Genomic DNA, 24749 nt, shown 5'->3' with positions numbered 1-24749 from the left:
TGTAGCCGATAACGGGGATGTGGCAAGGCCGGGCCTGTCCCGATGCGAAATGTCGGGACCGGTCGCGGCCAAACGTCCTTGGGTCGCAGAGCAACCGCGCCGGGACGCCGGCGCGCGGAACCAAGGAGCCGATCATGATCACCTTTCCCAACGAATCCGCCAGATACCGCACCGCACGCGAAAAGCTGCTGAAGAAGGAAATCGAGCTGCGCCGCGCCATGGAAGCCGTGGCCGAGGCGCGCCGCGCGCTGCCGCCGGGCGGGCTGGTGCCGCAGGATTATGTATTCGACGGGCTCGATGCCGCCGGCAAGCCCGCCAGGATAAAACTTTCGGAGCTGTTCGCGCCCGGCAAGAACACGCTGATCCTCTACAACATGATGTTCCCGCGCCATCCGCGGGAGACGCGCGACGTCGCGACCAGCGGCGGTACGGCGAAGCTCGCCCGGCCCGACCAGCCATGCCCGTCCTGCACCGCCCTGCTCGACCAGTTCGACGGCGCGGTCGGCCATCTCGAAGCGGCCGGCTTCAACTTCGCCGTGGTGGCCAAGACGGCGCTGGAAAACCTCGTCACGCTCGGCCGCGATCGCGGCTGGCGCGACATGCGGCTGGTGTCGTCGGCCAACAACAGCTTCAAGCGCGACTACAATGCCGAGGACGCCGACGGCGCGCAGATCCCGCTGCTGTCGGTGTTCCACCGCGATGCTGACGGCATCAGGCATTTCTGGTCGTCGGAACTCGGTTTCGCGCCGACCGAGCCCGGCCAGGACCCGCGCGCCATCGGCACCTGCGAGATCCTGTGGAACCTGATGGATTTCACGCCGGAGGGCCGGCCGGATTTCGGCGAGCAACTGCAATATGGCGAGGCGTGCTGCCACTGAAGTCGCTCAGTCCGCCCTTTTCAGTTCCGAGTGGCTCTTCAGCACATGGTCGCCGTCGGCCTGTTCGACGAGATAGGCGGGCTCGTCGGGCGATGCCTTGCGTTTGACCTCGGTGCCCTTGATCTGGCGGGACACGTCGCGGGTAAAACTTTCCGCCACCTTGCCCTCGCCGGTATGAGCGCCCCAGGCCCAGGTGACGCGTGTTCCCTTGCGCAGCTTCCGCATCCGAAGGTCCTCCGGGTCAGGAATGTCCCGCGCCGCCCGCGGTTCCTGAGAACCAAAGCCGGGGTGGGACGTTGGCCTAGCCAATACAACCAACAGGAGCCCGCCGTGACCGACAGAAACCTTGCCGAAATTGCCGAGAAGATGCGCGATATCGATGTCGCCATGCTGTCCACCCACACGCAAGGCGGTGCCATTGCCGGCCGACCGATAGCAACAACCAGGACGTCGACTATGACGGCTCCTCCTTCTACTTTACCTGGGACAAGTCGCAGGTGGTGGAGGATATCGAACGCGATGCCAATGTGTCGCTTGCCTTCAAGGGCGACGATGGTTTCTGGGTCGCGGTTGAGGGCAAGGCCGAGATCATCCGCGACAAGGTTGCCTTCGAGGAACACTGGACCGACGATATCGACGAGTGGTTCGAACAGGGCACCGATACGCCCGGGCTGGCCATGATCAAGATCGAAGCCGTTCGCGCTCACTACTGGGATGGTGAGGACGAGGGCGAGGTGACCCTGTCGTCTTGACGCGCCGGCAGGCAACCTCGCCGCATCCCCGCTGGCTTCAGTGTCCTTGACCCGCGCTTCACTTGGCTGCTGAAGCCGCTCAAGTCGGCCGGAACATCGGACGATCCGCTGCATTGATAGGAGACGGTTTGCGACCCGCTTCACGGATTGGACGTGCGCCCTGTAATTAAAGACGTATGGGACTTGGTGCGAGAAAGCGTGGTTGGCTTTGTCAACGACAATGCCCTTAGTCATGGGGCGGCAATGGCGTTTTATGCCGCCACGTCGCTGGCCCCGGTTCTGATAATCGTCGTCGCGATAGCCGGCATCGCTTTTGGTCATGACGCGGCACAGTTGGCCTTGTCCGCCCAGATATCGGGGCTGATGGGCTCGGAAAGCGCGGCGCTCCTTCAGACGGCGCTCGAAGGGGCATCCAGCAAATCATCGGGGACCCTGGCGGCGCTCATCGGCGTGGCCACGCTGCTCGTCACCGCCTCCGCGGTGTTCGGCGAGATGCAGCAGGCCCTGAATGCAATATGGAAGGTTGAAGCGAAAGGGGATTCGCTGTCGCGTCTCTTGCGCGCGCGTGCGGCAAGTCTCGGCCTGGTCGCCGCCCTTGGCTTCATGTTGCTGGTATCCTTGGCGGCGAGCGCTGCGATCTCGGCTCTGGGTAACGTGATCAGCGCTCATCTGCCGTTCGGCGAATTTTTTCTGAGCGCCATCAACACCCTGATTTCCTTTTCCCTGATCGCCGTGATGTTTGCCGCGATCTACAAAGTCCTGCCGGACCGTGCCTTGCAATGGCGGGATGTCGGGATCGGCGCCGTGGTGACCGCCGCTCTGTTCACGTTGGGAAAGTCGCTTATCGGTTGGTATATCGGCACAAGTGCGGTCGCATCGTCCTATGGTGCGGCCGGAGGGCTGCTCGTCATACTGCTCTGGGTCTATTATTCATCGGAAATCTTTCTGCTCGGTGCGGAGTTGACGCGCGCCTATTCCGTTCGACGGGGGAGCAGGTCCGACCTGGACGGTTTGGTTCAAAATGCTCCGGCTTCAGAAAGCCCTGTTCCAATGCGCCGAACGCCCGGCTCTTCGGGCTTCGTCCCCTTGTTGGCGGTGGCGTGCGTGAGCGCAACGATGACGGCCTTTCTGCTGGGGCCTCGCCGCCCGTAGGGAGAGATCATGCTGTGGTCGCAAGGCTGCTTTCCCTCCTTCCCGTGACCAGAAGAGACCCGGCTGGCAACCTCGCGGCGTCCGCGGCGTTGGACTCCTTGAGGGAACCATTCCGATCGGAGACGCCAGATGAAAATGCTCCTGACCATGGCCGCCGTCGCGCTGACAGCCGTCGCGCCCGCCGCCCTTGCCCAGACGAACGGCACCAATTCGAACGCCGTCGCGCCCATGTTGCCCGACAGCAAGGTCGACACCCCGACCTTCGTCGGCACCGTGCCCAGTGCCAATGAATTCGAGATCCAGTCGAGCCAGCTCGCCGAACAGAAATCCGCCTCGGCCGACGTCAAGGCCTTCGCTGGCCAGATGATCAAGGACCACACCAAGGCCGGCGAGGACTTCAAGCAGGCGCTGAGCAAGGGGCAGACCACCGCCTCGATCAAGCCCGCCGGCCCCGCGCTGCAACCCAAGGAGCAGCAGATGCTGGACCAGCTGAAAGCCGCCAGCGGCAAGGCGTTCGACCAGAAATACGTCATGATGCAGACCGAGGCCCACAAGCAGGCGGTCGCGCTGTTCAGCACCTATGCAAGATCGGGCGACGACCCCGCGCTGAAGGAATTCGCCAAAAAGACGCTGCCGACACTGAAGATGCATGAGAAGCACGTGAAGGAGCTCGGCGCGGCGCATTAGGGGCTGGGCGAGTTGCTTCATTTCGTCATCCACGGGCGGAGCAAGGAGCGTAGCGACGCGGCGCAGAGCCGAGGATCCATGCCGGGACTTCAAAGCGTCGCTACAGTTCGTAATTCTGTTCCGCTGCGTCCCCGATTGATGTCGCGGCATGGATCCTAGGGTCTCCGCGACGCCACTCCGCGGCTGCTTCGCCCTAGGATGACGAAGTTGAGGTGTCAGGCGCTCTGCCCCTGGTAAACCAGCAGCCGAAAGAGGCCCCTGTGCCTCCACCCGCCATGCGCTACACTACCCGGCCTCACCTCGGGAGCATCCCATGCCCAAGATCGACCTCGCATCCGTGCCCGTGCGCAAGGGCTCGGGCTACCCCGTTCCCTTCGACGCCCCGTGTGCCGACCGCACGCGCCGGCGCCTTGGCGATGCCGGCGGGCTCACCGATTTCGGCGTCAACCTGATGACGCTGCCGCCGGGCGGCTGGTCGAGCCAGCGTCACTGGCATAGCCATGAGGACGAACTCGTCTATGTGCTGGAAGGCGAGCTGACGCTGGTCGAGGATGGCGGCGAGACGCTGCTCAAGGCCGGCGATAGTGCTGCCTTCGCCAAGAACAGCGGCAACGGCCATCACATGATCAACCGCGCGTCGCTTACCGCACGCTACCTGGAAGTCGGCTCGCGCAACCCCGACGATGTGATTACCTGCTCGGACATCGACATGATGAGTCCGAGTTCGGACGGGCGCTTCCTGCACAAGGACGGCACGCCCTATCCGGGGCAGGGGTGAGGGCTGGACCATGCGTCGGCGCTGGCGTTCCGCCGGTGCCGGGATAAGTTGCCTATTACCGCAGGAGTCGGCGCCAGCCCCTCATCCGGCCGCTTCGCGTCCACCTTCTCCCCACTGGGGAGAAGAGCCGGCGCCGGTGCTCGTGATCTCCTCTCCGCTCGGGGAGAGGTCAGCCGAGCGAAGCGGAGGCTGGGGGAGTGGCGCCAGCCCTGCCAACCCGGGGGAGGACACCCATGAAGAAAGAAGTCATCGAAGTGCCCGTCATGTCGGACAAGGTGCGCTCACTCGGCCTGCCCTGTTCGACGGCGGTGAGGGCCAACGGTTTCGTGTTCATCTCGGCGACGCCGCCGGTGGACATGGTGACCGGCGAGATGGTGCGCGGCGATATCGAGACCCAGACAGACGCGTCGCTGAAGGCGCTGAAACATTGCCTGGAAGCGGCCGGAACCTCACTGGAAAACGTGGTGATGGTGCGCATCTACGCCGTCAATTCCGGCTTCTACACCGCCATCAACCGGGTCTATGCGAAGTATTTCAGCGTGAACCCGCCGGCGCGGAGCTTTGTGCCGGTGGCGTCCTGGCCGATGGAGTTTGATATCGAGATTGAGTGTGTGGCGGTGGCGTGAGGGGGAGAAGCGGTCCGCGCAGCGGACGAACAGCCAAATGCTTGGCTTTTCGAGCTTCGAACGATCTGAGCCTGCGAAGAGCCGGCGGATTCTAGCGTAAGTTTTCACTTGTCTTTCAAGTAAACTCGCTCTCAACTCTCTTCGGGATGGGGAGTGCGAGTCATTGACCAAATTACCGAAGAAATTTGTTGAACGCGTTGCGTCGAATCTCAAGAAGTATCAGCGAATCACGCTGGCTCAGCAAAAATCCGATGTTGCGGAGGCTGACACGGTTACCTTGGTCAAGGATATCCTGGCCGATGTTTTTGGCTACGATAAATATGATGAACTCACGTCGGAACATCAGATCAAATCGACATATTGTGATCTCGCGATCAAGATCGCAGGAAAACTGCGATTGCTTGTCGAAGTGAAATCAGCCGGCAGCAGCTTGGCCGATAATCACCTGAGGCAAGTTATCGACTACGGGGCTCATCAAGGCATTCACTGGGTGATCCTGACCAATGCAGTCGAGTGGCGGCTGGTCCGTATCTATGTGGCAAACCAGATCAGCCACGAAGAAGTTTGCCGCATCGTCCTTGCCGGCATGAATCCCAAGAATGAGGATCATCTACAGTGCCTCTTCCTGTTCGCCAAGGAAGGGCTGACGACCGACGCGATGGATGCCTTCCACCAGCAGGCTCAGTTGTTCAACAAGTTTACGGTTTCGGCGATCATCCGGTCGGAGGCCGTGATTTCGGTGGTGCGTCGCGAAATCAGGAGACTCTTTCCAGACATTAAGGTCGGCAACGAGAACTTGTCGCAGTTGGTCGAAAATGAAGTGATCAAACGGGACACGATCGAAGGCGACAAGGCCAAGGAAGCCGTGGCCAGGATGCGGAAGGCGCTAAGCAAGCTGGAAAGAGCCAAGAACAAGGCAGCTAAGATAGCTACCACTGAACTGACATGAGGCTTTCCGGAATTAGCTGTTGACTCAAAAATAGCACCTGCATCGAGCTTCCACCCTTTCACAGCACCAAACTATGGACTAGAAATGACCGATCTTCATAGATTTATTCGAGTGGAGTTTAACCGCTTTAAAGCGTTCGATAGATTCACTATAAACCTTCGAAACTTCAATATACTTGTTGGGCCAAATAACGCTGGAAAATCCACAATCTTAGCGGCGTTTAGGATACTGGCCTCGGCGTTGAGAAAGGCGACATCAAAGAAGGCGGAAGTCGTAAGTGGTCCTCAGGGATCAGTATACGGATACGTTGTGGACCTTTCTGCTATATCTATTGCGGAAGAAAATATATTTTACAATTATGACGACAGCCAGCCCGCCTCTATAAAGTTTAATTTGTCTAACAAGAATGAACTATTGTTATTTTTCCCCGAAGCTGGGTCTTGCCACTTAATAGCAACGAACAACATCGGCAAGACGCCCCACTCACCAAAGGAGTTTAAGAGGCACTTCAATTGCCCCATTGGGTTCGTGCCTATTTTGGGTCCGGTCGACCACAATGAGGTTCTGTACGAGAAAGAGGCCGCTAGGTTGGCACTTTTTAACTATAGATCAGCCAGGAACTTCCGGAATATCTGGTATCATTATCCTGAGCGGTTCGAAGAATTCCGCGAGGTTCTGGGCAGAACCTGGCCCGGTATGGATATCGAAGAGCCGATAGTCGACTATTCGCATAAGAATGCGAGACTATATATGTTTTGCCCCGAATCGAGAATTCCAAGAGAGATTTTTTGGGCGGGATTTGGATTCCAAGTCTGGTGCCAGATGCTAACGCATTTGATTCAGTCTAGCGATAACTCTCTGTTTTTAATTGATGAGCCAGATATCTACCTGCATTCTGAACTTCAGCGACAGTTGCTTACTCTTTTGAGAAATTCAGGCCCAGATATCCTTATCGCCACCCATTCAACTGAGATAATAACTGAGGCCGAGGCGGATGATATCGTCGTCGTAAATAAGAAAAGACGTCAGGCGCAGCGCGTTAAGAACCCCTCGCAATTGGGTGATGTCTTCTCGTCCCTCGGGTCCAACTTGAACCCTATCCTTACTCAGTTGGCGAAGACGCGGCGCGCCCTGTTTGTTGAGGGAAAGGATTTCCAAATACTTGGGAAATTTGCCAGCAAGCTTGGGTTCGCGGAGGTCGGTAATCGCGGAAATTTTGCGGTCATCCCAGTAGAAGGTTTTAACCCGGAGAGGGCAAAGAACATCAAGGCTGGGATGGAGTTGACCCTAGGTGGCAAGATAACTTCAGCAATCGTTTTTGATCGGGATTACCGAAGCGAAGATGAATGCACTGCCATTAAGGAGGCTTGTGGGAAATTTTCAGAACTCGTGACGCTCCATCGTCGGAAAGAGATTGAAAACTTTTTACTGGTCCCCGCCGCGATAGACAGGGCCGCAGCCAACAAAGTTTCAGAGGTCTTGCGTCGCGGTGGTGCCGCTAAGGCATACGTCCCAATTGTCGATGCTGTTCTAAATAAGTTCTCGTTGGATAAAAAGAACTATGTGGCAGGGCAATTTCTTTCTAATCGCCGGCGTTTTGAGAGACAGAACTCTCCAAGCTTGAATGATGCAACGGTGAGCGAAGCTGCAATGAATGAGTTTGACAAGTTTTGGGGCGACGCGGATTTGCGAATGGGACTTATCCCAGGGAAAGACGCCTTAAGTTCTGTCAATCAGGCCCTACAAGATGAATATAAGATTAGTGTGACGCCAACCGCCATAATAGACGCAATGCGCAATGAGGAAATTTCGATCGAAATGAAAGAGCTCATCAAAAGGATATCAGTTTTTTCAAGCTCGGGTGTTAACGACGACATGGACGAGAAATAGATCACGCCGGCAGCATTCGAACCTAAGAATTTCGGTCAACTCAAGCTAAGCTAGCTGAAATACTCCTGCAACGGCCTGACTTCCAAGCTCCCCGCCTTCAGCGCCGCAATCGCTTCCGCCACCGCAGCCGCGCCCGACAGCGTCGTGTAATACGGCACTTTCTGCATCAGCGTCGCTCGCCGCAGCGACTTGGAGTCCGACACCGCCTTCTGGCCATCCGTGGTGTTGAAGACGATCTGCACCTGGCGGTTGCGGATGGCGTCTTCGATGTGGGGGCGGCCCTCCAGCACCTTGTTGATCTTTTGCGCGTCGACGCCGTTTTCGGCGAGGAAGCGCTGCGTGCCTGAGGTCGCCAGCACCTTGAAGCCGAGGCCGGCGAGGCGCTTGACCGCCGGCAATATGCCGGCCTTGTCCTCGTCGCGCACCGAGACGAACAGCGTGCCGGAGCGCGGCAGGTCGACGCCAGCGCCGAGCTGGCTCTTGGCGAAGGCCAGCGCGAAGTCGCGGTCGAGGCCCATGACCTCGCCGGTCGAGCGCATTTCCGGGCCGAGCAGGATGTCGACGCCGGGGAAGCGGGCGAAGGGGAAGACGGCTTCCTTGACCGCGATGTGGCCGGGATTGCGCGGGTCGGGCATGGCGCCGTAATGGGCGAAGGCGTCTTCCAGCGTCTCGCCGGCCATGATGCGGGCGGCGATTTTCGCAATGGGACGCCCGATGGTCTTGGCGACGAAGGGCACGGTGCGTGATGCCCGCGGGTTGACTTCCAGCACATAGACCGTGCCGTCCTTGATTGCGTACTGCACGTTCATCAGGCCGCCGACATGGAGCGCGCGGGCCAGCGCCGATGTCTGGCGCTCCAGCTCGTCGACCAGTTCGGAAGGCAGCGAGTGGACGGGCAGCGAGCAGGCGCTGTCGCCCGAATGGATGCCGGCCTCCTCGATATGTTCGAGAATGCCGGACACGAAGGTCGCCTTGCCGTCGCAGAGGCAGTCGACATCGACCTCGATGGCGCCGCTGAGATAGGTGTCGAACAGCAGCGGGTTCTTGCCCAGCAGCGTGTTGATCTGGCCGGTCTTGTCGTTGGGGTATTTCTGCTTGATGTCCTCCGGCACCAGGCCGGGCACGGTGTCGAGCAGATAGGATTGCAGCATGCTCTCGTCATGGATGATCTGCATGGCGCGGCCGCCCAGCACATAGGAGGGGCGCACCACCAGGGGGAAGCCGAGCTCGCCGGCGACCAGGCGGGCCTGTTCGACCGAATAGGCGATGCCGTTTTTCGGCTGGCTGAGGTTGAGCTTGTGCAGCAGCTTCTGGAAGCGGTCGCGGTCCTCGGCGAGATCAATCATGTCAGGCGAGGTGCCGAGGATCGGGATGCCGGCCTTTTCCAGCGCATCGGCGAGTTTCAGCGGCGTCTGGCCGCCGAACTGAACGATGACCCCGACCAGTTCGCCCGAGGCCTGCTCGGCGCGCAGGATCTCCAGCACGTCTTCCGCCGTCAGAGGCTCGAAATAGAGCCGGTCCGAGGTGTCGTAGTCGGTCGAAACGGTCTCGGGGTTGCAGTTGATCATGATCGCTTCATAGCCGGCATCGCGCAGCGCGAACGCGGCGTGGCAGCAGCAATAGTCGAACTCGATGCCCTGGCCGATGCGGTTCGGCCCGCCGCCGAGGATGACGACCTTCTTGCGCGCCGAGACCTGCGCCTCGTTGGCGAGCGCGCCGGCGAAGGGCACTTCATAGGTCGAGTACATGTAGGCGGTGGGCGAGGCGAATTCGGCGGCACAGGTGTCGATACGCTTATAAACCGGATGAACGTCGAGCTTTTCACGAATCCTTTGAATCACTTCGGCGTCGGTCTTCGTCAGCGAGGCGAGGCGCGCGTCGGAGAAGCCCATCGCCTTCAGCATGCGCAGATTGACGGCGTCGCCCGGAATGCCGTGCTCGCGGATGCGGGCTTCCATGGCGATGATACCGGCGATCTGTTCGAGGAACCACGGGTCGATCTTGCACATGGCGTGCACGTCTTCCAGCGAGGTGCCCATGCGGATCGCCTGCGCCACCATGCGCAGCCGGTCGGGCGTCGGCGTGCCCAGGGCGGCACGGATGGCGTTGCGGTCGTTCGGGTTGTTGCCCAGGGCATGGCCAAGGCCGGGGATCTCAATCTCGTCGAGGCCGGTGAGGCCGGTTTCGAGACCGCGCAGCGCCTTCTGCAAAGACTCCTGGAAGGTGCGGCCGATGGCCATGACTTCGCCGACCGACTTCATGGCCGTGGTCAGCACCGGCTCGGCGCCGGGGAACTTTTCAAACGCGAAGCGCGGGATCTTGGTCACGACATAGTCGATGCTCGGTTCGAACGAGGCGGGCGTGGCGCCGCCGGTGATGTCGTTCTCCAGTTCGTCCAACGTGTAGCCGACGGCTAGCTTGGCGGCGATCTTGGCGATCGGGAAGCCGGTCGCCTTGGAGGCGAGCGCGGACGAGCGCGAGACGCGCGGGTTCATCTCGATGACGACGAGACGGCCATCGGCCGGGTTGACGGCGAACTGCACGTTGGAACCGCCGGTCTCGACGCCGATCTCGCGCAGCACCGCGATCGAGGCGTTGCGCATCATCTGGTATTCCTTGTCGGTCAAGGTCAGTGCCGGGGCGACGGTGATCGAGTCGCCCGTGTGCACGCCCATCGGGTCGATGTTCTCGATCGAGCAGACGATGATGCAATTGTCCGCTTTGTCGCGGACGACCTCCATCTCATACTCCTTCCAGCCCAGCACGCTCTCCTCGATCAGCACTTCGGTGGTCGGCGAGGCGTCGAGGCCGGACTGGACGATGTCGTAGAATTCGGCCCTGTTGTAGGCTATGCCGCCGCCGGTGCCGCCCATGGTGAAGGACGGGCGGATGATGGCCGGCAGGCCGACATGGTCGAGCGCCTGGGCCGCGATCGCCATGCCATGGCTGATGTAGCGCTGCTTGCGGTCGCCTTCGCCGAGGTTCCAGCGGGTTTCCAGCGCATCGAGTTCGGCGTCGAGATTGTCCGGCTTCTCGGCCTTCAGCGCGGCGCGCTCGGCCTCATGCGTCTTGCGGTCGGCGTTCTTGACGTCGGTGGCGTTGGCCAGCATCGACTTCGGCGTTTCCAACCCGATCGTCTTCATCGCCTCGCGAAACAGCGCGCGGTCCTCGGCCTTGTCGATGGCATGCGCGTCGGCGCCGATCATCTCGACATTGTAGCGCTCGAGCACGCCCATGCGACGCAGCGACAAAGCGGTGTTGAGCGCGGTCTGGCCGCCCATCGTCGGCAGCAGCGCGTCGGGCCGCTCCTTGGCGATGATCTTGGCGACGACTTCGGGGGTGATCGGTTCGATATAGGTGGCGTCGGCCAGTTCCGGGTCGGTCATGATGGTGGCCGGGTTGGAATTGACCAAGATGACGCGAAAACCCTCTTCCTTCAGCGCCTTGCAGGCCTGGGTGCCGGAATAGTCGAATTCGCAGGCCTGGCCGATGACGATGGGGCCGGCCCCGATGATCAGGATCGACTTGATGTCGGTGCGTCTGGGCATGTCTATGAATTCCGTTCGGCAGCGGGCTTGCACAAAAAACCGGGACGGGAAGACCCGGCCGGTTGTGCTCGCGATTCTGGTATCAGGCTAGGAGGGCCTTATAGGGAAGAGTTTTGCCCGATGTAACCCCGAAAATGCGGGTACGCGTGCTAAGCAAAGAAGCGCCTCATTCCCTGGCGTCGACCCTGGAGCGTGCCTAATTCCCCAGCACCACCGTGTCCGTGATCTCGAACCGCTCCGACACGCCGATGCGGATCATATTGAGTTTGCCTTCCCGGGTGAAACGGAAGTCGCTGCCGGCGTCCGAGCTTGCCGGCAGGCCGGCAGCGAAGGAGATGACGCGGCTGCCGCCATCGGACCAGGTCACGGTCACGTCGGCCTTGTCAGTGCCCTTGTGCGTCACGCTCGCCGCGCAAGGCGCCATGGGTTGTCCAACGTAGCGGGCGCAGGGAATCTGCAGGGCGCCATCGGCGGCTGCCGTGGCCCCCGTTGGCTCTTCGGCCGCGGGCGCGTTTTCAGTTGCCGCCAGCGCCAGGCCGTAGGCATCCTGCATGGCGATCTCCGCCGCGGATTTCGGCATGGTTTCGGGGCTGGCCGGTTGGTTGGCGTCGCCCAGCCGTGCGGTCAGGTCGGGTGCATTGGGCATCGCGGCGGCTTCGGGGGCCATGCCGGGCGTATCCGCCGCCTCGTCGGGCACGGTCGCGGGATTGAGAGGAACGAGGTAGCGCGCGGGAGCCCAGCCGGTGGCTTTGGGATTGTCAGACTCGACCTTGCACCAGGGATGGCCGTCAATGTCGTTGCAGCCGAGATTTCTCACGCTCGCACCGGCGGCCAAACGGGCCTCGGTCTTGCCGATCGCCGACGGCTTGGCGCGCACATTGAGCAGGTCGTCGGGGGCGAGCCCGGTGATGACGGAGATGAACGGCGCCTCTTCGGCATGGGCCGGGACGACAGCCGGCCACGCCGCCATCAGCAGCGGAGCGGCAACCAGCGCATGCAAACCTGTTCGGAGCGTAACTGTGCGCCTCATCATTTGGCCGTGCGCCGATACCACCATGCCGCGGCGGTCTCGCCGCATGTCCGGCCGATTCTATAAGGGACGATGCGCCGCCATGTAAGCCGGAAATTGGGGCTAATCATGGCGGCGGACCGGTGCTGGGCGGTGCAAGTCTAGGGATCAGGATCACGGCCGCGCCGCTTCCGGCATGAAGCCGGTGCGCAGGCCGTGCGCCCATTCCGGGCGTCCCGCCTGTTCAGCCTGCCGTGCCGCCGCCTCGTGGTCGTACTCGACGGCGATCATCTCGAAGCGATCCGGCTGGCCGGCGCCGCCCAGGGTGACGATGCCGTAGCGGGCGTGCGGCGAACCCTGTTCGGAGACATGGGCCGGCGGCGTGTCGTCGTCATAGGCGGGGCAGCCGATGCTGCCCGGGTTGAAGATCACGGGACCGTCAGGGATACGGATCAGTTCGGGTCGATGGCTGTGGCCGCACAGCGCGATGCGGCAGGCCGGGTCGAGCGCCTTCAGCCGGCGCCGGATCGCCGCCAGCGGCGCGCGCACCAGCTGACGATCGACGATCGCGTCGAGCAGGTATTTCTCGTCGTGATCGGGGCGGGCGTGGAAGGCGATGACGCCGGGCGCGATCTCAAGGATCAAGGGTTGGGCGAACAGTGTATCGCGCTGCGCTGGCGTCAGTCGCTGCCGCGCATAGATGTCGGACGCCCACATGGTCTCGTCGGCCGGATCGACGGCGACGCGGCGGTCATGGTTGCCACGCACCGTCGGCAGGTTGAGCGCCTCCAGCCTCTCCATTGTTTCACGCGGCCACAGCGGCCCCGAAACGCTGTCGCCGAGATTGACGGTGAGGTCGGCGCCGCCGCGCCGCGCCATGTCTTCGAGCACGGCGTCGAGCGCGAGAACATTGCCGTGGATATCGGCCAGGACGGCTAAGCGCATTTTCGAGGGAGCTCCACAGGCTGGCAAGGGACTGGTCGAAAGGGCGATCCTGACAGGGACATGGTTTCCTACCGCTTCGCGAGAGAAAGGAAACGTGTCAGGCCGACGCTTCGATGTCGTGGCCGCCGACGGCCGGCAGAGCTGCGTCGTCCGCGGCCGCGGCGATGACGCTGTCGAGCAGGCCGGGGAAGCGGGCGTCAAGATCGGCGCGGCGCAGCGTGATCATGCGGTTGGTGCCGACCACTTCGGCGCGGGTGACACCGGCCTCACGCAGTTTGGCGAGGTGGTAGCTGAGGTTGGTCTTGGAGCCGAGATCGAGGAACCGGCTGCAGTTCAGCGGCACGCCTTCCTTGCTGGCGAGATAGCGCACGATCGCAAGCCGCGTCGGGTCGCCGAGCACGCCGAGCACAATGGGCAGACTGATCTGGTCCGTATTGGGGTGTGGCAAGGTCATGGCTGGAACCTAAGCACAGTTCGGGCCGATTTCAACGCGTCGATCCTGCCCGGTCCATACACGGTGTTTCTCCACTTCATGGGCCGTCCTGACACAGGGCTGTCAGCATGGTTGTGCTATTTTTACCTGGCTTCATTGACATGATGCCCTTTTATGTCCAATTGTTCAATAACCTTTGAACTAAGGACGCTTTCCCATGGACAAGAGAATCTTCTGGCTTGCGCTCGGATCGTTTGCGATCTCGACCGAAGGCTTCGTCATCTCCAGCCTTCTGCCCGATATCGCCAGGGATGCCGGCATCTCGGTGCCGCTCGCCGGCTCGCTGATCACCGCCTTCGCGCTCGCCTATGCCCTGGGCACGCCGATCCTGGCGACGCTGACCGGCGAATGGGACCGGCGCCGCGTCATCCTGTGGACGCTGGTATTCTTCGTCGTCGGCAATGTCGTCGCCGCCCTGAGCTCATCCTTCGAAGTGCTGCTGGTCGCACGCATCATCATGGCGCTGTCGTCGGGCCTGTTCGCGGCGACCGCGCAAGGCACGGCGGTGGCGCTGGTGGATGATCATCACCGAGCCCGCGCCATCGCCGTCGTCGTCGGCGGCACCACCGTGGCCGTCGCTGTCGGTGCACCGCTTGGCGCGCTGGTCGCTGCCATCGCCGGGTGGCGCGGCACCTTCTACGCCATTGCCGGCCTTGGCGCGCTGTCCGGCGCCATCCTGTGGTACCGCCTGCCGCGCGGCATCATCGGCACCAGGCTGCCGCTGAAGCGCCGGCTGGCGGCCGCCATGCGTCCCGGCGTGATGCCGATCCTGGTGACGACATTGCTGGCGCTGGTCGGTGCCTTCACCGTCTTTGCCTATGTCGCGCCGCTTGCCATCGAGAGCGGCGGGCTGAGCGAGATCGCGCTGCCCGGCATGCTGCTCGCCTTCGGCGTCGGCGCTGTGGTTGGCAACATTGCCGGCGGCCAGGCGGCCGACCGTTTCGGCGCCACCCGCACCGTCGGCTGGTCGCTGGCGTTGAGTGCGGCCATGCTGGTCATGCTGTCGGTCATCCCGACCTTCCTGCCGCAGCACATCGCCGGACCGGCGCTGATGGCGATGATGGTGCCTTGGGGCATCGTCGGCTGGGCGTTCCCGCCGGCGCAGGCCAGCCGCATCATCAAGCTGGCGCCGGACGCCGCACCGATCGTGCTGTCGCTCAACGGCTCGGCGCTCTATCTCGGCGTGGCGGTGGGCGCGGTGGTCGGTGGTGGCGTGCTGCGCTACGGCGCGCCCGCCGATCTCGGCCTGGTCGCGGCGGTGTTTCCGATCATCGGACTGGGCATCGTGCTGGCGGGACGGGTGTTTGCCCGGGCCGTCACCATGCCGGCGGAATAAGGCCGGCTCCGAGGAATGCATCGTCGTTTTTCGCGGCCGCTTCTTCAGCTGGGCGGCCGCTTCTTCAGCTGGAAGGAGTGGCCGCGGGCACTTCCAGCTTCAACTCAGCCACTTCATCGAGTGTGGCACGCAGTTTCGCGGCCTGCTCCGCGCCGATCATGGCCTCGAATTGCCGCTGGGCGACGCTCCATAGCTTGATCGCCTCGTCGAGCTTGGCCTGTCCTGATGGCGTCAGCCGTACGCGCTTGACGCGGCGATCGTCCTTGTCGGGGAAGGTTTCGACATAGCCGTCGCGGACCAGGGGCTTCAGGGTGTGGCCGAGCGCGGAGAGGTCCATTATCAGCGCCTCGGCAATGGCTCCCATCGCCGGGTCGGCGCCGACACTGATCTGGAAAAGCAGGCCGAACTGCGTACCCTTCAGGCCGGAAGGCGCCAGCGCGTCGTCGTAGAACCGGCCAAGCCTGCGCGCGGTGCGCCGCAAGGTGGCATTGTTGCAACGGCTAAATCCATCAGCTTCACTCATGACCGCTCCTTGCTGGAACATCTCCGGCGAAACGCATCGCCTCCAATGCTCTGTCTTGTTGCGCAATTCGGGGCGCTAAACCGCTGAGCACTTCCTGGAATCGCCCCGGCAGGTGCGCCAGCCCGCCGCAAAAATAGTTTTCACCGCCGCCGTTGACAAGATGCTGGCATATACCTACTTCGCGGAAAGTGGCATATGCCACTAATTCGAACAGCAGCCTTGCCGGCCGATATATATCCACCCCGGCCGAAGACAGCGAACACAAGGAACGCGATAATGAGCAAGAATGACAACAAGGGCACGGCGGTCGTCACCGGCGCCTCATCGGGGATCGGCGCCGTCTATGCGGACCGTCTGGCAGGGCAGGGCTATGACCTGGTGCTGGTGGCGCGCCGTGCAGATCGACTACAGGCGCTGGCCGAGAAGCTGCGCCATGCCCACGGTCGCAACGTCAGCGTGCTCAGCGCCGATCTGTCCGACGACGACGATTTGCGCCGTGTCGAGCAGTCGATATCAGCCGAAGAAACCGTGACGCTGCTGGTCAACAATGCCGGCCTTGGCGGTCAGGCAGTGGTGGCAACCGCCGACGCCGACGCGGCCGAGCGCATGATCAAGGTCAATGTCGTGGCTCTGACCCGGCTGACGCGTACCGTGCTGCCTGGGCTCTTGGCGCGCAACCGGGGCGGGATCGTCAACATCGCCTCGGTCCTGGCCTTCGATACCTCGTTCGGCGGCATCTACAGCGGGACCAAGGCCTATGTCGTCAACTTCACCGAAGCCCTGCATCGCGAGGTCGCGGGCACTGGAGTGACGGTGCAGGTGGTGCTGCCGGGCGCGACCCGGACCGATTTCTGGAAGCTTTCCGGCGGTGATATCGACCAGTTGCCGAAGGAGATCGTCATGACCGCCGACGATTTGGTGGACGCTGCCCTTGTCGGCCTGGCCAGGGGCGAGGCCGTCACCGTGCCGGCGCTTGCCGACACCGGGAAGCTGGACACATTCCTAGGCGCCCGCCAGGCCTTCTATGGCAGCCTGCATGCCGACAAGCCGGCCCCGCGCTACGCGGCTTAGGCCGACGTGGCGGCCGGCCGTCAGACCGTCCGCCACATCGGGATGATCGACGCGGCGAGCACCAGCGCCAGCACGATGTTGAGCGCGCGCCATTGCCACTCGGCCTTGAGCAGCCGCGCCAGCACCATGCCCGCCACGCACCAGACGGACAGCGAGATGGCGGCGGTGAGGCCGAAGGTCGAGCCGAGCAGCAAAGCAAGTTGTCCCGGCCCGTCGGCAAGCGCGGCGAAGGAGGCCGCCGCGCCCAGGCCCATCGCCCAGCCCTTGGGGTTCATCCACTGGATGCCGGCGCCGCCCAGGAAACTGTTGGGTTTGGCCATGGTGACATCGAGATTGGGCGGGCCGGCGCGGCCGATCTTGATTGCCAGCCAGACGAGGTAGAGCGAGCCGGCGATCTTCATGGCAAGCTGCAGCGAGGGCATGGCAAGCAGCAGCCCGGCAAGCCCGGCAGCGGCCGCCCCCGTCACGGTCGCGAGGCCGGCGGCACTGCCGATCATCAAGGGAACCGAGCGGCGAAAGCCGAATTGCGCACCCGAAGCGGTCGATAATGTCGTGGCGATGCCCGGCGTCGCGGTGGCCACGAAGGCAAACAGGATGAGCGGCAGGATAGGCTGGAGCATGGAGCATCCCTTGTCGGAGGCTTCATGTTAGACTGAGAGTTGGATCAGTAAATGCAATGTTTGCGATGATCGTCATTAGCAATTATAATGCCTATCATGATCCGCAATCTCGATACCAGTCTCATGCGCACCTTCGTCACCGTCGCCGACAAGGCCAGCATGACAGCGGCGGCCAACGCGCTACACCTGACGCAGGGCGCGGTCAGCCAGCAGGTCAAGCGGCTGGAAGAAACGCTCGGCTGCGGGCTGTTCGAGCGCGACCGGCGCGGTCTGCGGCTGACCCATTCCGGCGAGCGGCTTTTCGACAAGGCAAGGCGCCTGCTCAGCCTCAATGACGAGATCTGGACCGAGATGGTGGGGAGCGCTGTCGCCGGACAGGTGCGGCTCGGCGTTCCCTACGACCTTGTCGGCACATTGCTGGCCCCCGTACTGAAGGCCTATGCCGAGGCCTATCCCCAGGTCGAGATATCGCTGGTCTGCGCCTCCTCGCCGGAACTGGCGGCGGCACTGGCGGCGGGCACCATCGACCTCGCGGTAATCGAGGAGCGGGTCGGTCCAACCTCGGGCGAATGCCTGGCCATCGAGCGGCTGGTCTGGGTCGGCGCAAGGGGTGGGGTGGCTCGCGCCAAGCGGCCATTGCCCGTCTCGATCGTTGCCGACACCTGCGCCTTCCGGCCGGTGGTGCTGGCGGCGCTCAAGGAGCATGGGCTGGAATGGCGCAGCGTGTTCGAGAACGGCAACATCGACGCGACGACGGCGACGGTTCGTTCCGACCTCGCCGTCACCACATGGCTCGCCTCCACCGTGCCAGCCGATCTCGACATATTGCCGTTCGACACCGGCCTGCCGCCGCTGCCGAATTTTGCCATCAACCTGCACCTGCCGCGGCATGGCGTGAGCACGGCGGCGCAGGAATTCGCCCGGCATATAAGGGACGGGCTGGCGCGGCGTTTACAGGCTGCTTGATGACCGAATTTACTTCCAGTTCTTGCGCCGCTCGAGTTCGGCGTCGGATGGCTCGCCAGTGACAAAGGAGCCGACCTTGATCTCGCCCGCGCGCTCATAGGTCGCGATAATGACGCCGGTGGTCGAAGTCCGCGATTTGACCAGCTTGAAAGCGGCCGGCATCGCTGCATCGCCGAACAGCCGCTTGCCCTTGCCCAGCAACAGCGGGAAGATCATCAGCCGGATCTCGTCGATCAGCCCGTTGGCGAGCAAGGTCTGGATGAGATCGCCAGACCCCTGGATGAGCAGGTCAGGTCCATCTTCCTGCTTGAGGCGGCGCAAGGCCGTGATGATATCGGGCCCAAGCGCGTGCGTGTTCTGCCAGGTGAGGGTGTCAGGCCGATGCGTCGCCACGTACTTGGTTGCGGGGTTGAACGCATCCGCGATCGGATCTTTCTGGTAGGGCCAGTACGCGGCGAAGATGTCGTAGGTTCTGCGGCCGAGCAGCAGGGCGAAGGGTCTGGAGAACAATTCCTCCATTGCCGCGCCTCCCACCTCGTCAAAATAGTGGAACGTCCAGCCGCCGAATTCGAAGCCGCCGACCGGATCCTCTTCCGGCCCGCCAGGCGCCTGCATGACGCCATCGAGGCTGACGAAGGTCGCGGCGATGATCTTTCTCATTGTGCTCTCCCTTTGCTTGCGTCCACGCCATAGCGGCCGGACTTCAACCCAAGGACGGAGCAACCGCGCCCGTCCCGACAAAGGCCGCGAGATTTGGTCCGCCCTCGATAGGTCAGCCGCGGACGCTCACGGCTTTCGACGAGAACCAGACATGCTCGAAGATCGCCGTGGCGGTGCGGTCCGGCTGCCTGTCCTCGACCAGCCAGATCGAGCGGCTGCGCGTGGCCTGCTCGCGTGTCGGGATCTTCGCCGCAAGATCCGCGAGCGAGGCGCCGAAGCATGGGATGAACCAGGCACGCATGAACGGATCGCAGGCAAAACCCTTTTCGGTGCGGGTCACCAGGATTGCCAGCGGGACGCGCTCGGCGGGACGCCAGGGAAAGATCATGCGGCCGCCGGGGCGCAACGCTTTCAGCCATCCGGCGGGAGGGGCGACGACACCGGCATTGACATAAATGATGTCGGATGGCGACAGCGGCGACGTCACGGCGTCGCCATGGAGAACGGTCGCATTGCCGTAGGTTTCCAGATTCTTGCGCGCTAGCCCAGCCAGGTTTTCGTCGATCTCGAAGGCGGTGACGGTGCCGCCTGGCGAAACCAGTTTGGCCAGCAAAGCCGTGTAGTAACCGCTGCCGGCGCCGATATGCGTGATGGCCTCACCAGGCTTTGGTGCGACTTTTCCGATCCACATGGCGTGCAGGAAAGGCTCGCCATTGTTGATGCCCTTGTCGGCATCGAGCGCTACCAGAACGTTCTGGCAGATGTGGGCCGGATCGGCGCTTGGCGTGGTGACCGTGCCGTTGCCGGTGATGACCGTCCATGGGCCGGGGCCGAGGAACGCCTCGCGCGGTACGCTGGCGAACACCTCTTCCAGGCGCGGGTCCGATGAGGCGGCATTGGCCGCCATCAGCCGCGCGTAGAATGTCCTGATGTCTTCGAGCTCGCTCATGGCATCGGGAAGATAGCGCGATCCGGCGGCTTGTCCCGTGATTAAGCGGAACTTCAACCAACCCCGAACATTGTGTCGTATAGCAGCTTGAAATTCAGCACCAGGATGATGGCCGCGACCATCCAGGCCAGTGCGGCGACGCCGCGCGGAATGGCGAGATTGCCCATCTTCTTCTTGTCGGACACGAACTGCACCAGCGGGACGACCGCGAAAGGCAGTTGCATGGACAACACCACCTGGCTGAAGACCAGCAGCTGGCCGGTGCCCTTCTCGCCATAGAGCGCGGTGACGACCACCACCGGAATGATGGCGAGGCCGCGCGTCAGCAGGCGCCGAGCCCAGTTGGGGATGCGCAGGCGCAGAAAACCTTCCATGATGATCTGGCCGGCGAGCGTTGCCGTCACCGTCGAATTCAGGCCTGACGCCAGCAGTGCCACGGCAAACAGAATCGAGGCGATGCCGAGGCCAAGCAACGGCGACAGCAGCTTGAAAGCCTGGTCGATCTCGGCGACATCCTGGTGGCCGGTTTCGTGGAAGGCGACCGCCGCGACGATCAGGATGGCGGCATTGACGAACAGCGCCAGCATCAGGGCGATGGTGGAGTCCGTCGTCGCCCATTTGATGGCATCGCGTTTTCCGGCCTCCGTGCGCTCATAGGCGCGGGTCTGCACGATCGAGGAATGCAGGTAGAGATTGTGCGGCATGACCGTTGCGCCGATGATGCCGATGGCGATGTAGAGCATCGCCGGATTGGTGACGATTTCCGAGGACGGCACGAACATCGAATGCAGGATCGTGCCGGCCGGCGGGGCGGCAACGAAGATCTGGATGGCAAAGCAGCTGAAGATGACGATCAAAAGCGCGACGACGAAGGCTTCGAGATAGCGAAAACCCTTGTTCATCAGGAGCAGGACCAGGAAAGCGTCTAGCGCGGTGAGCATGGCGCCGCCGATCAGCGGGATGCCGAACAAAAGCTGCAGCGCGATCGCGGTGCCGATCACCTCGGCGAGGTCGCAGGCGATGATGGCGAGTTCGCAGGCGATCCACAGGACGAGATTGACCGGGCGCGGATAGTAGGCGCGGCAGGCCTGGGCGAGGTCGCGGCCGGTGGCGATGCCAAGACGCGCGGCCAAAGCCTGCAGCAGGATCGCCATCAGATTGGACAGCATGATGATGAACAAAAGCGTGTAGCCGAACTGGGCGCCACCGGCGAGGTCGGTCGCCCAGTTGCCCGGGTCCATATATCCGACCGAGACCATGTAGCCGGGGCCCATGAAGGCGAACAGGCGGCGGAACCAGACGCCTGATGTCGGCACCGCGATGGAGGCGTTGACCTCGCGCAGACTGGGCTGATCGTCTTCATCCCGACTGGCGAAGCGCCATGCGGACCGGGAAGTTGTGGCGTCTGCTTCTGACATGAAAAGGCTTTCCGCGACTTCCGGAGGATGCCCTCAAGGTATGCCACGGCTCAACATTATGCAATATGCTATATTTCATTGTTGGTGCTTTTTATCTCGCCGCGTTGTGCGTGCGAAGGGGCGCCTGGGAGAGGCCGGTTGCGCCTCTCTCGGAATGCAAATAAACGGCCTGAAGAATCACAGCCCGTGCTATAAAAGCAGGGACGGTAAACTCCCGAGGAGGAGCGCGCATTGGCGCTTAAGAACAGACCGGTCCCGCGTGAGCCGTTGCTCGATGCAGGTGTCCATTCGGAAGGGTTCCGGCAGACGCGCGAAGCGCGCCGCAGCGCGCTGGTCGAGGATTATGTCGAACTGATCGCCGACCTGATCGAGGACGGCAACGAGGCGCGCCAGGTCGACATCGCCGCGCGTCTTGGCGTCGCCCAGCCGACAGTGGCCAAGATGCTGACGCGGCTCTGCGCCGACGGGCTCGTGTCGCGAAAGCCCTATCGCGGCGTGTTCCTGACGGAAGCCGGCCGCAAGGTCGCCGAGGAAAGCCGCATCCGCCACCAGACAGTCGAGGCCTTCCTGCGTTCGCTCGGCGTCAGCGCCGAGACGGCGCGCATCGATGCCGAGGGGATCGAGCACCATGTCAGCGCCGAGACGCTGGAAGCTTTCCGCAAGGCGATGACGGCGCGTTGAAGCGCTTCATTGCCGCGTTTTCGACCATGTTAGCCCCTGGAACCGCCGGCGCTTATACGCGTTCCCCTCTCATTGCGCGCCTGTTGCGCGCCAGGGAGGAAGCAATGGGCATCGAGCAGGCACCGACCGCAAAAGGCAAGCAGGCAGCCACAGGATTGGAACAGGCGGCCGCCAGGGACGAGCGCAAGACCGAGGCCGAAACGGGACATCCGCTGAAGAAGGGCGCCGATCGTTTCGAGGAACGCTCGAAAAGCTCCGACGGCAAGAGCGCCGGCGCCAAGCAGAAAGACTAGGCGGCGGCAGTTCTGGATCGATGCGGATGACCATCGAGTGGCGCCCGCCCGAACGCTTCGTCTTTCAGGGACATTCGATCGCTTGGGGCATGATGGGGGAAGGACCGCCCGCCGTCGTTCTCCATGGCACGCCATTCTCCTCGGTCGAGTGGCGCCGCATCGCGCCATGGCTAGCGAAGCAGCGACGCATCCACTATTTCGACATGCTTGGCTATGGCTGGTCGGACAAGCCGGACGGCGATGTGTCGCGCGGCATCCAGAACGAGCTGTTCGCGGCCCTCTATGCCCACTGGAAGCTGGAACGGCCCGACGTGGTCGCGCATGATTTCGGCGGATCAACCGCTCTGCGCGGTCATCTGCTCAACGGTTTGGAGTTCCGCTCGCTGGTGCTGATCGATCCGGTGGCGATCAGCCCGCAAGGTTCGCCGCTGGTCCAGGCAGCCAAGCAGAGCGAGAAGGTTTTTGCTGGGCTGCCCGCGTATGTTCACGAAGCGATCTTGCGGGCCTACATCGATGGCGCGACGGACAATCGGTTACGCGCAGACGAGATGCAGGCCTATCTTCGTCCATGGCTTGGCGACGAGGGCCAGAAGGCGTTCTGGAGGCAAGTCGCGCAGATGGACGACAAGTACACGGAGGAGGTGGAGTGGCGATATGGCGAGATTCGTTGTCCGGTCGCCATCCTGTGGGGCGAAAATGACGACTGGATTCCGGTAAAGGACGGCCGGGAACTGGCGCGGCGCATCCCTGGCGCGACGTTTCAGACAGTCCCTGACGCCAAGCATCTCGTCCAGGAAGATGCGCCGGAGGCGATCGCCGCCACGGTCCTCCAGTTCTGGCGGAGCCTGGAAGCCGGCTAGGCGGTTCGGCGTTTGATAGAACCGCCGGACCGGTCTAATTCCTTCCGGGCCTGCCGCCCTCGGTCTGCTTCACTCGCTGACATCCTGCTTCCAGCTGCGCGGATGGCCGTCGACGCGGAACTGGAAGATGAAATAGGGCGGGATGCAGGTCCCTTCGCCAGGCTTGGCCTCGGGAAGATCATCGTAGCCTTCGGTGAAGATACAATCCTCGCGGCAGGGATGGGCCTTGTCGCAAGCGCGCGGGCCGGCGGTCTTGGAGAATTCCTTGGTGCAGAATTTGTGGTCCTTGCCGGACGCGATGCAATCGTTGAAGCCGGTCTTGGCCAGCCGGTCTTGGCCAGCCGGCCGCGGCTCGCCTCGTTGGGGAGCCTGTCGCAGCTCGCCTTGCGCAGCATGCCGCCGGGAAAGCCGCCTGTCTTCTGTTCGAGGCACGGCAACGCCACCAGCAGCGACAGGAAACCCCTGCTCGTCCTCAAGCCTGGAACCCCTCCCAATGCCGGCGATGCTACAGGCCTTGGGCGCACACGCCAGTGCGGTGAAGCGGCCATGCCTGACCACAAAAATGCTGTGACTTGGAGCAACCATTGCGATACTTGTTTGTTGGGTTGAGCCGGCCCTGCCGGAGCAATGGGGAAGTTCGCAGCACGAGGAGTTGCCATGCTCTGGAGAGGCCGTCGTCAGAGTGACAATATCGAGGACGACCGTAGCGATGGCGGCGGCGGCGGGATCGGTGGTGGTGGCGGTCAGTTCCGCATCCCGATCGGTGGCCGCGCCGGTGGCGGCGGCAGCATATTTCTCGTCATCCTGGTGGTGCTGGCTGGATGGTATTTCGGCTTTGACCCCTCAACGATCCTGGGCGGTGGCGACGGCGGCCTGCTGCCGGGCGGCGGTGGCCAGATATCAGACAACAGCGGTGGCCAGGACAGCGGCGCAACACCGGCCAATGACGAGATGAAGCAGTTCGTGGCGACCGTGCTCGCCGAGACGGAAGACACCTGGACCGGCATCTTCAAGTCGCAAGGCCTGACCTACGAGGACCCGAAGCTGGTGCTGTTTTCCGGCCAGGTCCGCTCCGCCTGCGGCTTTGCCTCGGCGGCGGCGGGACCGTTCTATTGTCCGGGCGACCACAAGGTCTATCTCGACATGACCTTCTTCCAGCAGCTCGACCAGCAGTTCGGCGCTTCCGGCGAGTTCGCCCGCGCCTATGTCATCGCGCATGAGGTCGGCCACCACGTGCAGAACCTCACCGGCATCATGGGGAAGTTCAACCAGATGCGGCAAGGCATGGGCGAAGCCGATGCCAACCAGCTGTCGGTGCGCATCGAGCTGCAAGCCGACTGCTTCGCTGGCGTGTGGGCGCATTACACCGGGCAGAAGGGCATATTGGAGCAGGGCGACTTCGAAAGCGCGCTGAACGCGGCCAAGCAGATCGGCGACGATACGCTGCAGAAGAAGATGCAGGGCTATGTCGTGCCGGAAAGCTTCAACCACGGCACCTCGCAGCAGCGGCAGACCTGGCTGACGCGCGGTTACAAGAGCGGCAAGCTTTCCGATTGCAACACGATGAGCGGCCCGCTCTAAGCAGTCATTTCGGACATGGAGCTGGCGGCTAAGACGCCGTCAGGGAGTGTCAGGATCAAAGCTTCCTGCCTGTTCTCGCATTGT

General features: G+C 62.6%; 26 protein-coding genes. 15 read left to right on the top strand and 11 right to left on the bottom strand.

Translation table 11 applies throughout. From position 1 onward, the window contains the following. Nucleotides 1-134: 134 nt before the first annotated feature. Nucleotides 135-878: a DUF899 family protein gene (locus ACVWWD_RS00575; RefSeq protein WP_352546442.1), complete on the top strand. Its 744-nt coding sequence runs from the start codon at nucleotides 135-137 to the stop codon at nucleotides 876-878. A 6-nt stretch (nucleotides 879-884) separates the two neighbouring features. Here ACVWWD_RS00575 and ACVWWD_RS00570 read toward each other — a convergent pair whose 3' ends face one another. Continuing rightward, nucleotides 885-1103, bottom strand: coding sequence for a hypervirulence associated TUDOR domain-containing protein (locus ACVWWD_RS00570; RefSeq protein ID WP_023770188.1), 219 nt, complete (start codon nucleotides 1101-1103; stop codon nucleotides 885-887). An 83-nt stretch (nucleotides 1104-1186) separates the two neighbouring features. On the opposite strand from ACVWWD_RS00570, the gene ACVWWD_RS00565 reads away from it, so the two are divergent. The 7 genes from ACVWWD_RS00565 (at nucleotide 1187) to ACVWWD_RS00535 (ending at nucleotide 7712) form a co-directional block, all read left to right on the top strand. After that, nucleotides 1187-1630, top strand: coding sequence for a pyridoxamine 5'-phosphate oxidase family protein (locus tag ACVWWD_RS00565; RefSeq protein ID WP_457103606.1), 444 nt, complete (start codon nucleotides 1187-1189; stop codon nucleotides 1628-1630). Between the two features lie 153 nt (nucleotides 1631-1783). Beyond that, entirely contained in the window at nucleotides 1784-2782 is a 999-nt protein-coding gene (locus tag ACVWWD_RS00560) for a YihY/virulence factor BrkB family protein (protein ID WP_352546443.1), read from the top strand. A 129-nt stretch (nucleotides 2783-2911) separates the two neighbouring features. Beyond that, complete coding sequence (locus ACVWWD_RS00555) at nucleotides 2912-3469, top strand: DUF4142 domain-containing protein (RefSeq protein ID WP_352546444.1); 558 nt, start codon at nucleotides 2912-2914, stop codon at nucleotides 3467-3469. A gap of 313 nt (nucleotides 3470-3782) precedes the next feature. Beyond that, complete coding sequence (locus ACVWWD_RS00550; RefSeq protein WP_352546445.1) at nucleotides 3783-4247, top strand: cupin domain-containing protein; 465 nt, start codon at nucleotides 3783-3785, stop codon at nucleotides 4245-4247. 233 nt (nucleotides 4248-4480) lie between these two features. After that, nucleotides 4481-4873, top strand: coding sequence for a RidA family protein (locus tag ACVWWD_RS00545; protein ID WP_352546446.1), 393 nt, complete (start codon nucleotides 4481-4483; stop codon nucleotides 4871-4873). A 163-nt stretch (nucleotides 4874-5036) separates the two neighbouring features. Further along, on the top strand, nucleotides 5037-5822 hold the full coding sequence (locus tag ACVWWD_RS00540) for a hypothetical protein (RefSeq protein WP_457102860.1): 786 nt from the start codon (nucleotides 5037-5039) through the stop codon (nucleotides 5820-5822). An 84-nt stretch (nucleotides 5823-5906) separates the two neighbouring features. After that, nucleotides 5907-7712, top strand: coding sequence for an ATP-dependent nuclease (locus ACVWWD_RS00535; protein ID WP_352546449.1), 1806 nt, complete (start codon nucleotides 5907-5909; stop codon nucleotides 7710-7712). Nucleotides 7713-7762: 50 nt separating this feature from the next. On the opposite strand, the gene carB is transcribed toward ACVWWD_RS00535, so the two are convergent. From carB to ACVWWD_RS00515, 4 genes are all read right to left on the bottom strand, one after another. Next, complete coding sequence (carB, locus tag ACVWWD_RS00530; RefSeq protein ID WP_457102859.1) at nucleotides 7763-11260, bottom strand: carbamoyl-phosphate synthase large subunit; 3498 nt, start codon at nucleotides 11258-11260, stop codon at nucleotides 7763-7765. 196 nt (nucleotides 11261-11456) lie between these two features. After that, nucleotides 11457-12293, bottom strand: a complete 837-nt coding sequence (locus tag ACVWWD_RS00525; RefSeq protein ID WP_352546451.1) for an SH3 domain-containing protein — start codon at nucleotides 12291-12293, stop codon at nucleotides 11457-11459. Between the two features lie 150 nt (nucleotides 12294-12443). Further along, nucleotides 12444-13214, bottom strand: a complete 771-nt coding sequence (locus tag ACVWWD_RS00520) for a metallophosphoesterase family protein (RefSeq protein WP_352546452.1) — start codon at nucleotides 13212-13214, stop codon at nucleotides 12444-12446. 97 nt (nucleotides 13215-13311) lie between these two features. Beyond that, nucleotides 13312-13668 carry an ArsR/SmtB family transcription factor gene (locus tag ACVWWD_RS00515; protein WP_023770177.1) on the bottom strand — a complete coding sequence of 119 codons (357 nt, stop codon included), beginning with the start codon at nucleotides 13666-13668 and terminating at the stop codon, nucleotides 13312-13314. A 196-nt stretch (nucleotides 13669-13864) separates the two neighbouring features. On the opposite strand from ACVWWD_RS00515, the gene ACVWWD_RS00510 reads away from it, so the two are divergent. Then, on the top strand, nucleotides 13865-15043 hold the full coding sequence (locus tag ACVWWD_RS00510) for an MFS transporter (RefSeq protein WP_023770176.1): 1179 nt from the start codon (nucleotides 13865-13867) through the stop codon (nucleotides 15041-15043). Nucleotides 15044-15107: 64 nt separating this feature from the next. Here the strand turns inward: ACVWWD_RS00510 and ACVWWD_RS00505 are convergent, their stop codons facing one another. Next, nucleotides 15108-15566, bottom strand: coding sequence for a MarR family winged helix-turn-helix transcriptional regulator (locus ACVWWD_RS00505; protein ID WP_352546453.1), 459 nt, complete (start codon nucleotides 15564-15566; stop codon nucleotides 15108-15110). A 276-nt stretch (nucleotides 15567-15842) separates the two neighbouring features. On the opposite strand from ACVWWD_RS00505, the gene ACVWWD_RS00500 reads away from it, so the two are divergent. Continuing rightward, entirely contained in the window at nucleotides 15843-16637 is a 795-nt protein-coding gene (locus ACVWWD_RS00500) for an SDR family NAD(P)-dependent oxidoreductase (protein WP_352546454.1), read from the top strand. Between the two features lie 20 nt (nucleotides 16638-16657). Here ACVWWD_RS00500 and ACVWWD_RS00495 read toward each other — a convergent pair whose 3' ends face one another. Then, nucleotides 16658-17257, bottom strand: a complete 600-nt coding sequence (locus ACVWWD_RS00495) for a LysE family translocator (protein WP_023770172.1) — start codon at nucleotides 17255-17257, stop codon at nucleotides 16658-16660. An 87-nt stretch (nucleotides 17258-17344) separates the two neighbouring features. On the opposite strand from ACVWWD_RS00495, the gene ACVWWD_RS00490 reads away from it, so the two are divergent. Beyond that, nucleotides 17345-18223, top strand: coding sequence for a LysR substrate-binding domain-containing protein (locus tag ACVWWD_RS00490; protein WP_435053970.1), 879 nt, complete (start codon nucleotides 17345-17347; stop codon nucleotides 18221-18223). 9 nt (nucleotides 18224-18232) lie between these two features. Here the strand turns inward: ACVWWD_RS00490 and ACVWWD_RS00485 are convergent, their stop codons facing one another. The 3 genes from ACVWWD_RS00485 to ACVWWD_RS00475 form a co-directional block, all read right to left on the bottom strand. After that, nucleotides 18233-18883, bottom strand: coding sequence for a dihydrofolate reductase family protein (locus ACVWWD_RS00485; RefSeq protein ID WP_023781508.1), 651 nt, complete (start codon nucleotides 18881-18883; stop codon nucleotides 18233-18235). Between the two features lie 112 nt (nucleotides 18884-18995). Continuing rightward, complete coding sequence (locus ACVWWD_RS00480; protein WP_352546456.1) at nucleotides 18996-19832, bottom strand: protein-L-isoaspartate O-methyltransferase family protein; 837 nt, start codon at nucleotides 19830-19832, stop codon at nucleotides 18996-18998. A 53-nt stretch (nucleotides 19833-19885) separates the two neighbouring features. Continuing rightward, on the bottom strand, nucleotides 19886-21250 hold the full coding sequence (locus tag ACVWWD_RS00475; protein ID WP_352546457.1) for an Nramp family divalent metal transporter: 1365 nt from the start codon (nucleotides 21248-21250) through the stop codon (nucleotides 19886-19888). A gap of 231 nt (nucleotides 21251-21481) precedes the next feature. On the opposite strand from ACVWWD_RS00475, the gene mntR reads away from it, so the two are divergent. The 3 genes from mntR to ACVWWD_RS00460 all read left to right on the top strand — a co-directional run bounded on the left by mntR (nucleotide 21482) and on the right by ACVWWD_RS00460 (nucleotide 23084). After that, entirely contained in the window at nucleotides 21482-21931 is a 450-nt protein-coding gene (mntR, locus tag ACVWWD_RS00470) for a manganese-binding transcriptional regulator MntR (protein WP_023770167.1), read from the top strand. A 104-nt stretch (nucleotides 21932-22035) separates the two neighbouring features. Further along, entirely contained in the window at nucleotides 22036-22224 is a 189-nt protein-coding gene (locus ACVWWD_RS00465; protein ID WP_023770166.1) for a hypothetical protein, read from the top strand. A 26-nt stretch (nucleotides 22225-22250) separates the two neighbouring features. Continuing rightward, nucleotides 22251-23084, top strand: coding sequence for an alpha/beta fold hydrolase (locus ACVWWD_RS00460; protein ID WP_023770165.1), 834 nt, complete (start codon nucleotides 22251-22253; stop codon nucleotides 23082-23084). 69 nt (nucleotides 23085-23153) lie between these two features. On the opposite strand, the gene ACVWWD_RS00455 is transcribed toward ACVWWD_RS00460, so the two are convergent. Beyond that, nucleotides 23154-23516 (bottom strand): hypothetical protein, encoded by a 363-nt coding sequence (locus ACVWWD_RS00455; RefSeq protein WP_352546458.1) that lies wholly within the window; start codon nucleotides 23514-23516, stop codon nucleotides 23154-23156. A gap of 225 nt (nucleotides 23517-23741) precedes the next feature. Here ACVWWD_RS00455 and ypfJ point away from each other — a divergent pair, with 225 nt between their 5' ends. Next, nucleotides 23742-24665 carry a KPN_02809 family neutral zinc metallopeptidase gene (ypfJ, locus tag ACVWWD_RS00450; RefSeq protein WP_352564608.1) on the top strand — a complete coding sequence of 308 codons (924 nt, stop codon included), beginning with the start codon at nucleotides 23742-23744 and terminating at the stop codon, nucleotides 24663-24665. Nucleotides 24666-24749 lie beyond the last annotated feature (84 nt).

Source organism: Mesorhizobium sp. URHB0026, assembly GCF_054059755.1.
This window is presented reverse-complemented; position numbering and strand designations above follow the sequence as displayed.

Bases quoted from the DNA above. Each gene is read 5' to 3' on its own strand.
- ACVWWD_RS00575 (WP_352546442.1), top strand. From the start codon at position 135: ATGATCACCTTTCCCAACGAATCCGCCAGATACCGCACCGCACGCGAA.
- ACVWWD_RS00570 (WP_023770188.1), bottom strand. From the start codon at position 1,103: ATGCGGAAGCTGCGCAAGGGAACACGCGTCACCTGGGCCTGGGGCGCT.
- ACVWWD_RS00555 (WP_352546444.1), top strand. From the start codon at position 2,912: ATGAAAATGCTCCTGACCATGGCCGCCGTCGCGCTGACAGCCGTCGCG.
- ACVWWD_RS00550 (WP_352546445.1), top strand. From the start codon at position 3,783: ATGCCCAAGATCGACCTCGCATCCGTGCCCGTGCGCAAGGGCTCGGGC.
- ACVWWD_RS00545 (WP_352546446.1), top strand. From the start codon at position 4,481: ATGAAGAAAGAAGTCATCGAAGTGCCCGTCATGTCGGACAAGGTGCGC.
- ACVWWD_RS00535 (WP_352546449.1), top strand. From the start codon at position 5,907: ATGACCGATCTTCATAGATTTATTCGAGTGGAGTTTAACCGCTTTAAA.
- carB (WP_457102859.1), bottom strand. From the start codon at position 11,260: ATGCCCAGACGCACCGACATCAAGTCGATCCTGATCATCGGGGCCGGC.
- ACVWWD_RS00525 (WP_352546451.1), bottom strand. From the start codon at position 12,293: ATGATGAGGCGCACAGTTACGCTCCGAACAGGTTTGCATGCGCTGGTT.
- ACVWWD_RS00520 (WP_352546452.1), bottom strand. From the start codon at position 13,214: ATGCGCTTAGCCGTCCTGGCCGATATCCACGGCAATGTTCTCGCGCTC.
- ACVWWD_RS00515 (WP_023770177.1), bottom strand. From the start codon at position 13,668: ATGACCTTGCCACACCCCAATACGGACCAGATCAGTCTGCCCATTGTG.
- ACVWWD_RS00510 (WP_023770176.1), top strand. From the start codon at position 13,865: ATGGACAAGAGAATCTTCTGGCTTGCGCTCGGATCGTTTGCGATCTCG.
- ACVWWD_RS00505 (WP_352546453.1), bottom strand. From the start codon at position 15,566: ATGAGTGAAGCTGATGGATTTAGCCGTTGCAACAATGCCACCTTGCGG.
- ACVWWD_RS00500 (WP_352546454.1), top strand. From the start codon at position 15,843: ATGAGCAAGAATGACAACAAGGGCACGGCGGTCGTCACCGGCGCCTCA.
- ACVWWD_RS00495 (WP_023770172.1), bottom strand. From the start codon at position 17,257: ATGCTCCAGCCTATCCTGCCGCTCATCCTGTTTGCCTTCGTGGCCACC.
- ACVWWD_RS00490 (WP_435053970.1), top strand. From the start codon at position 17,345: ATGCCTATCATGATCCGCAATCTCGATACCAGTCTCATGCGCACCTTC.
- ACVWWD_RS00485 (WP_023781508.1), bottom strand. From the start codon at position 18,883: ATGAGAAAGATCATCGCCGCGACCTTCGTCAGCCTCGATGGCGTCATG.
- ACVWWD_RS00480 (WP_352546456.1), bottom strand. From the start codon at position 19,832: ATGAGCGAGCTCGAAGACATCAGGACATTCTACGCGCGGCTGATGGCG.
- ACVWWD_RS00475 (WP_352546457.1), bottom strand. From the start codon at position 21,250: ATGTCAGAAGCAGACGCCACAACTTCCCGGTCCGCATGGCGCTTCGCC.
- ACVWWD_RS00465 (WP_023770166.1), top strand. From the start codon at position 22,036: ATGGGCATCGAGCAGGCACCGACCGCAAAAGGCAAGCAGGCAGCCACA.
- ACVWWD_RS00460 (WP_023770165.1), top strand. From the start codon at position 22,251: ATGACCATCGAGTGGCGCCCGCCCGAACGCTTCGTCTTTCAGGGACAT.
- ypfJ (WP_352564608.1), top strand. From the start codon at position 23,742: ATGCTCTGGAGAGGCCGTCGTCAGAGTGACAATATCGAGGACGACCGT.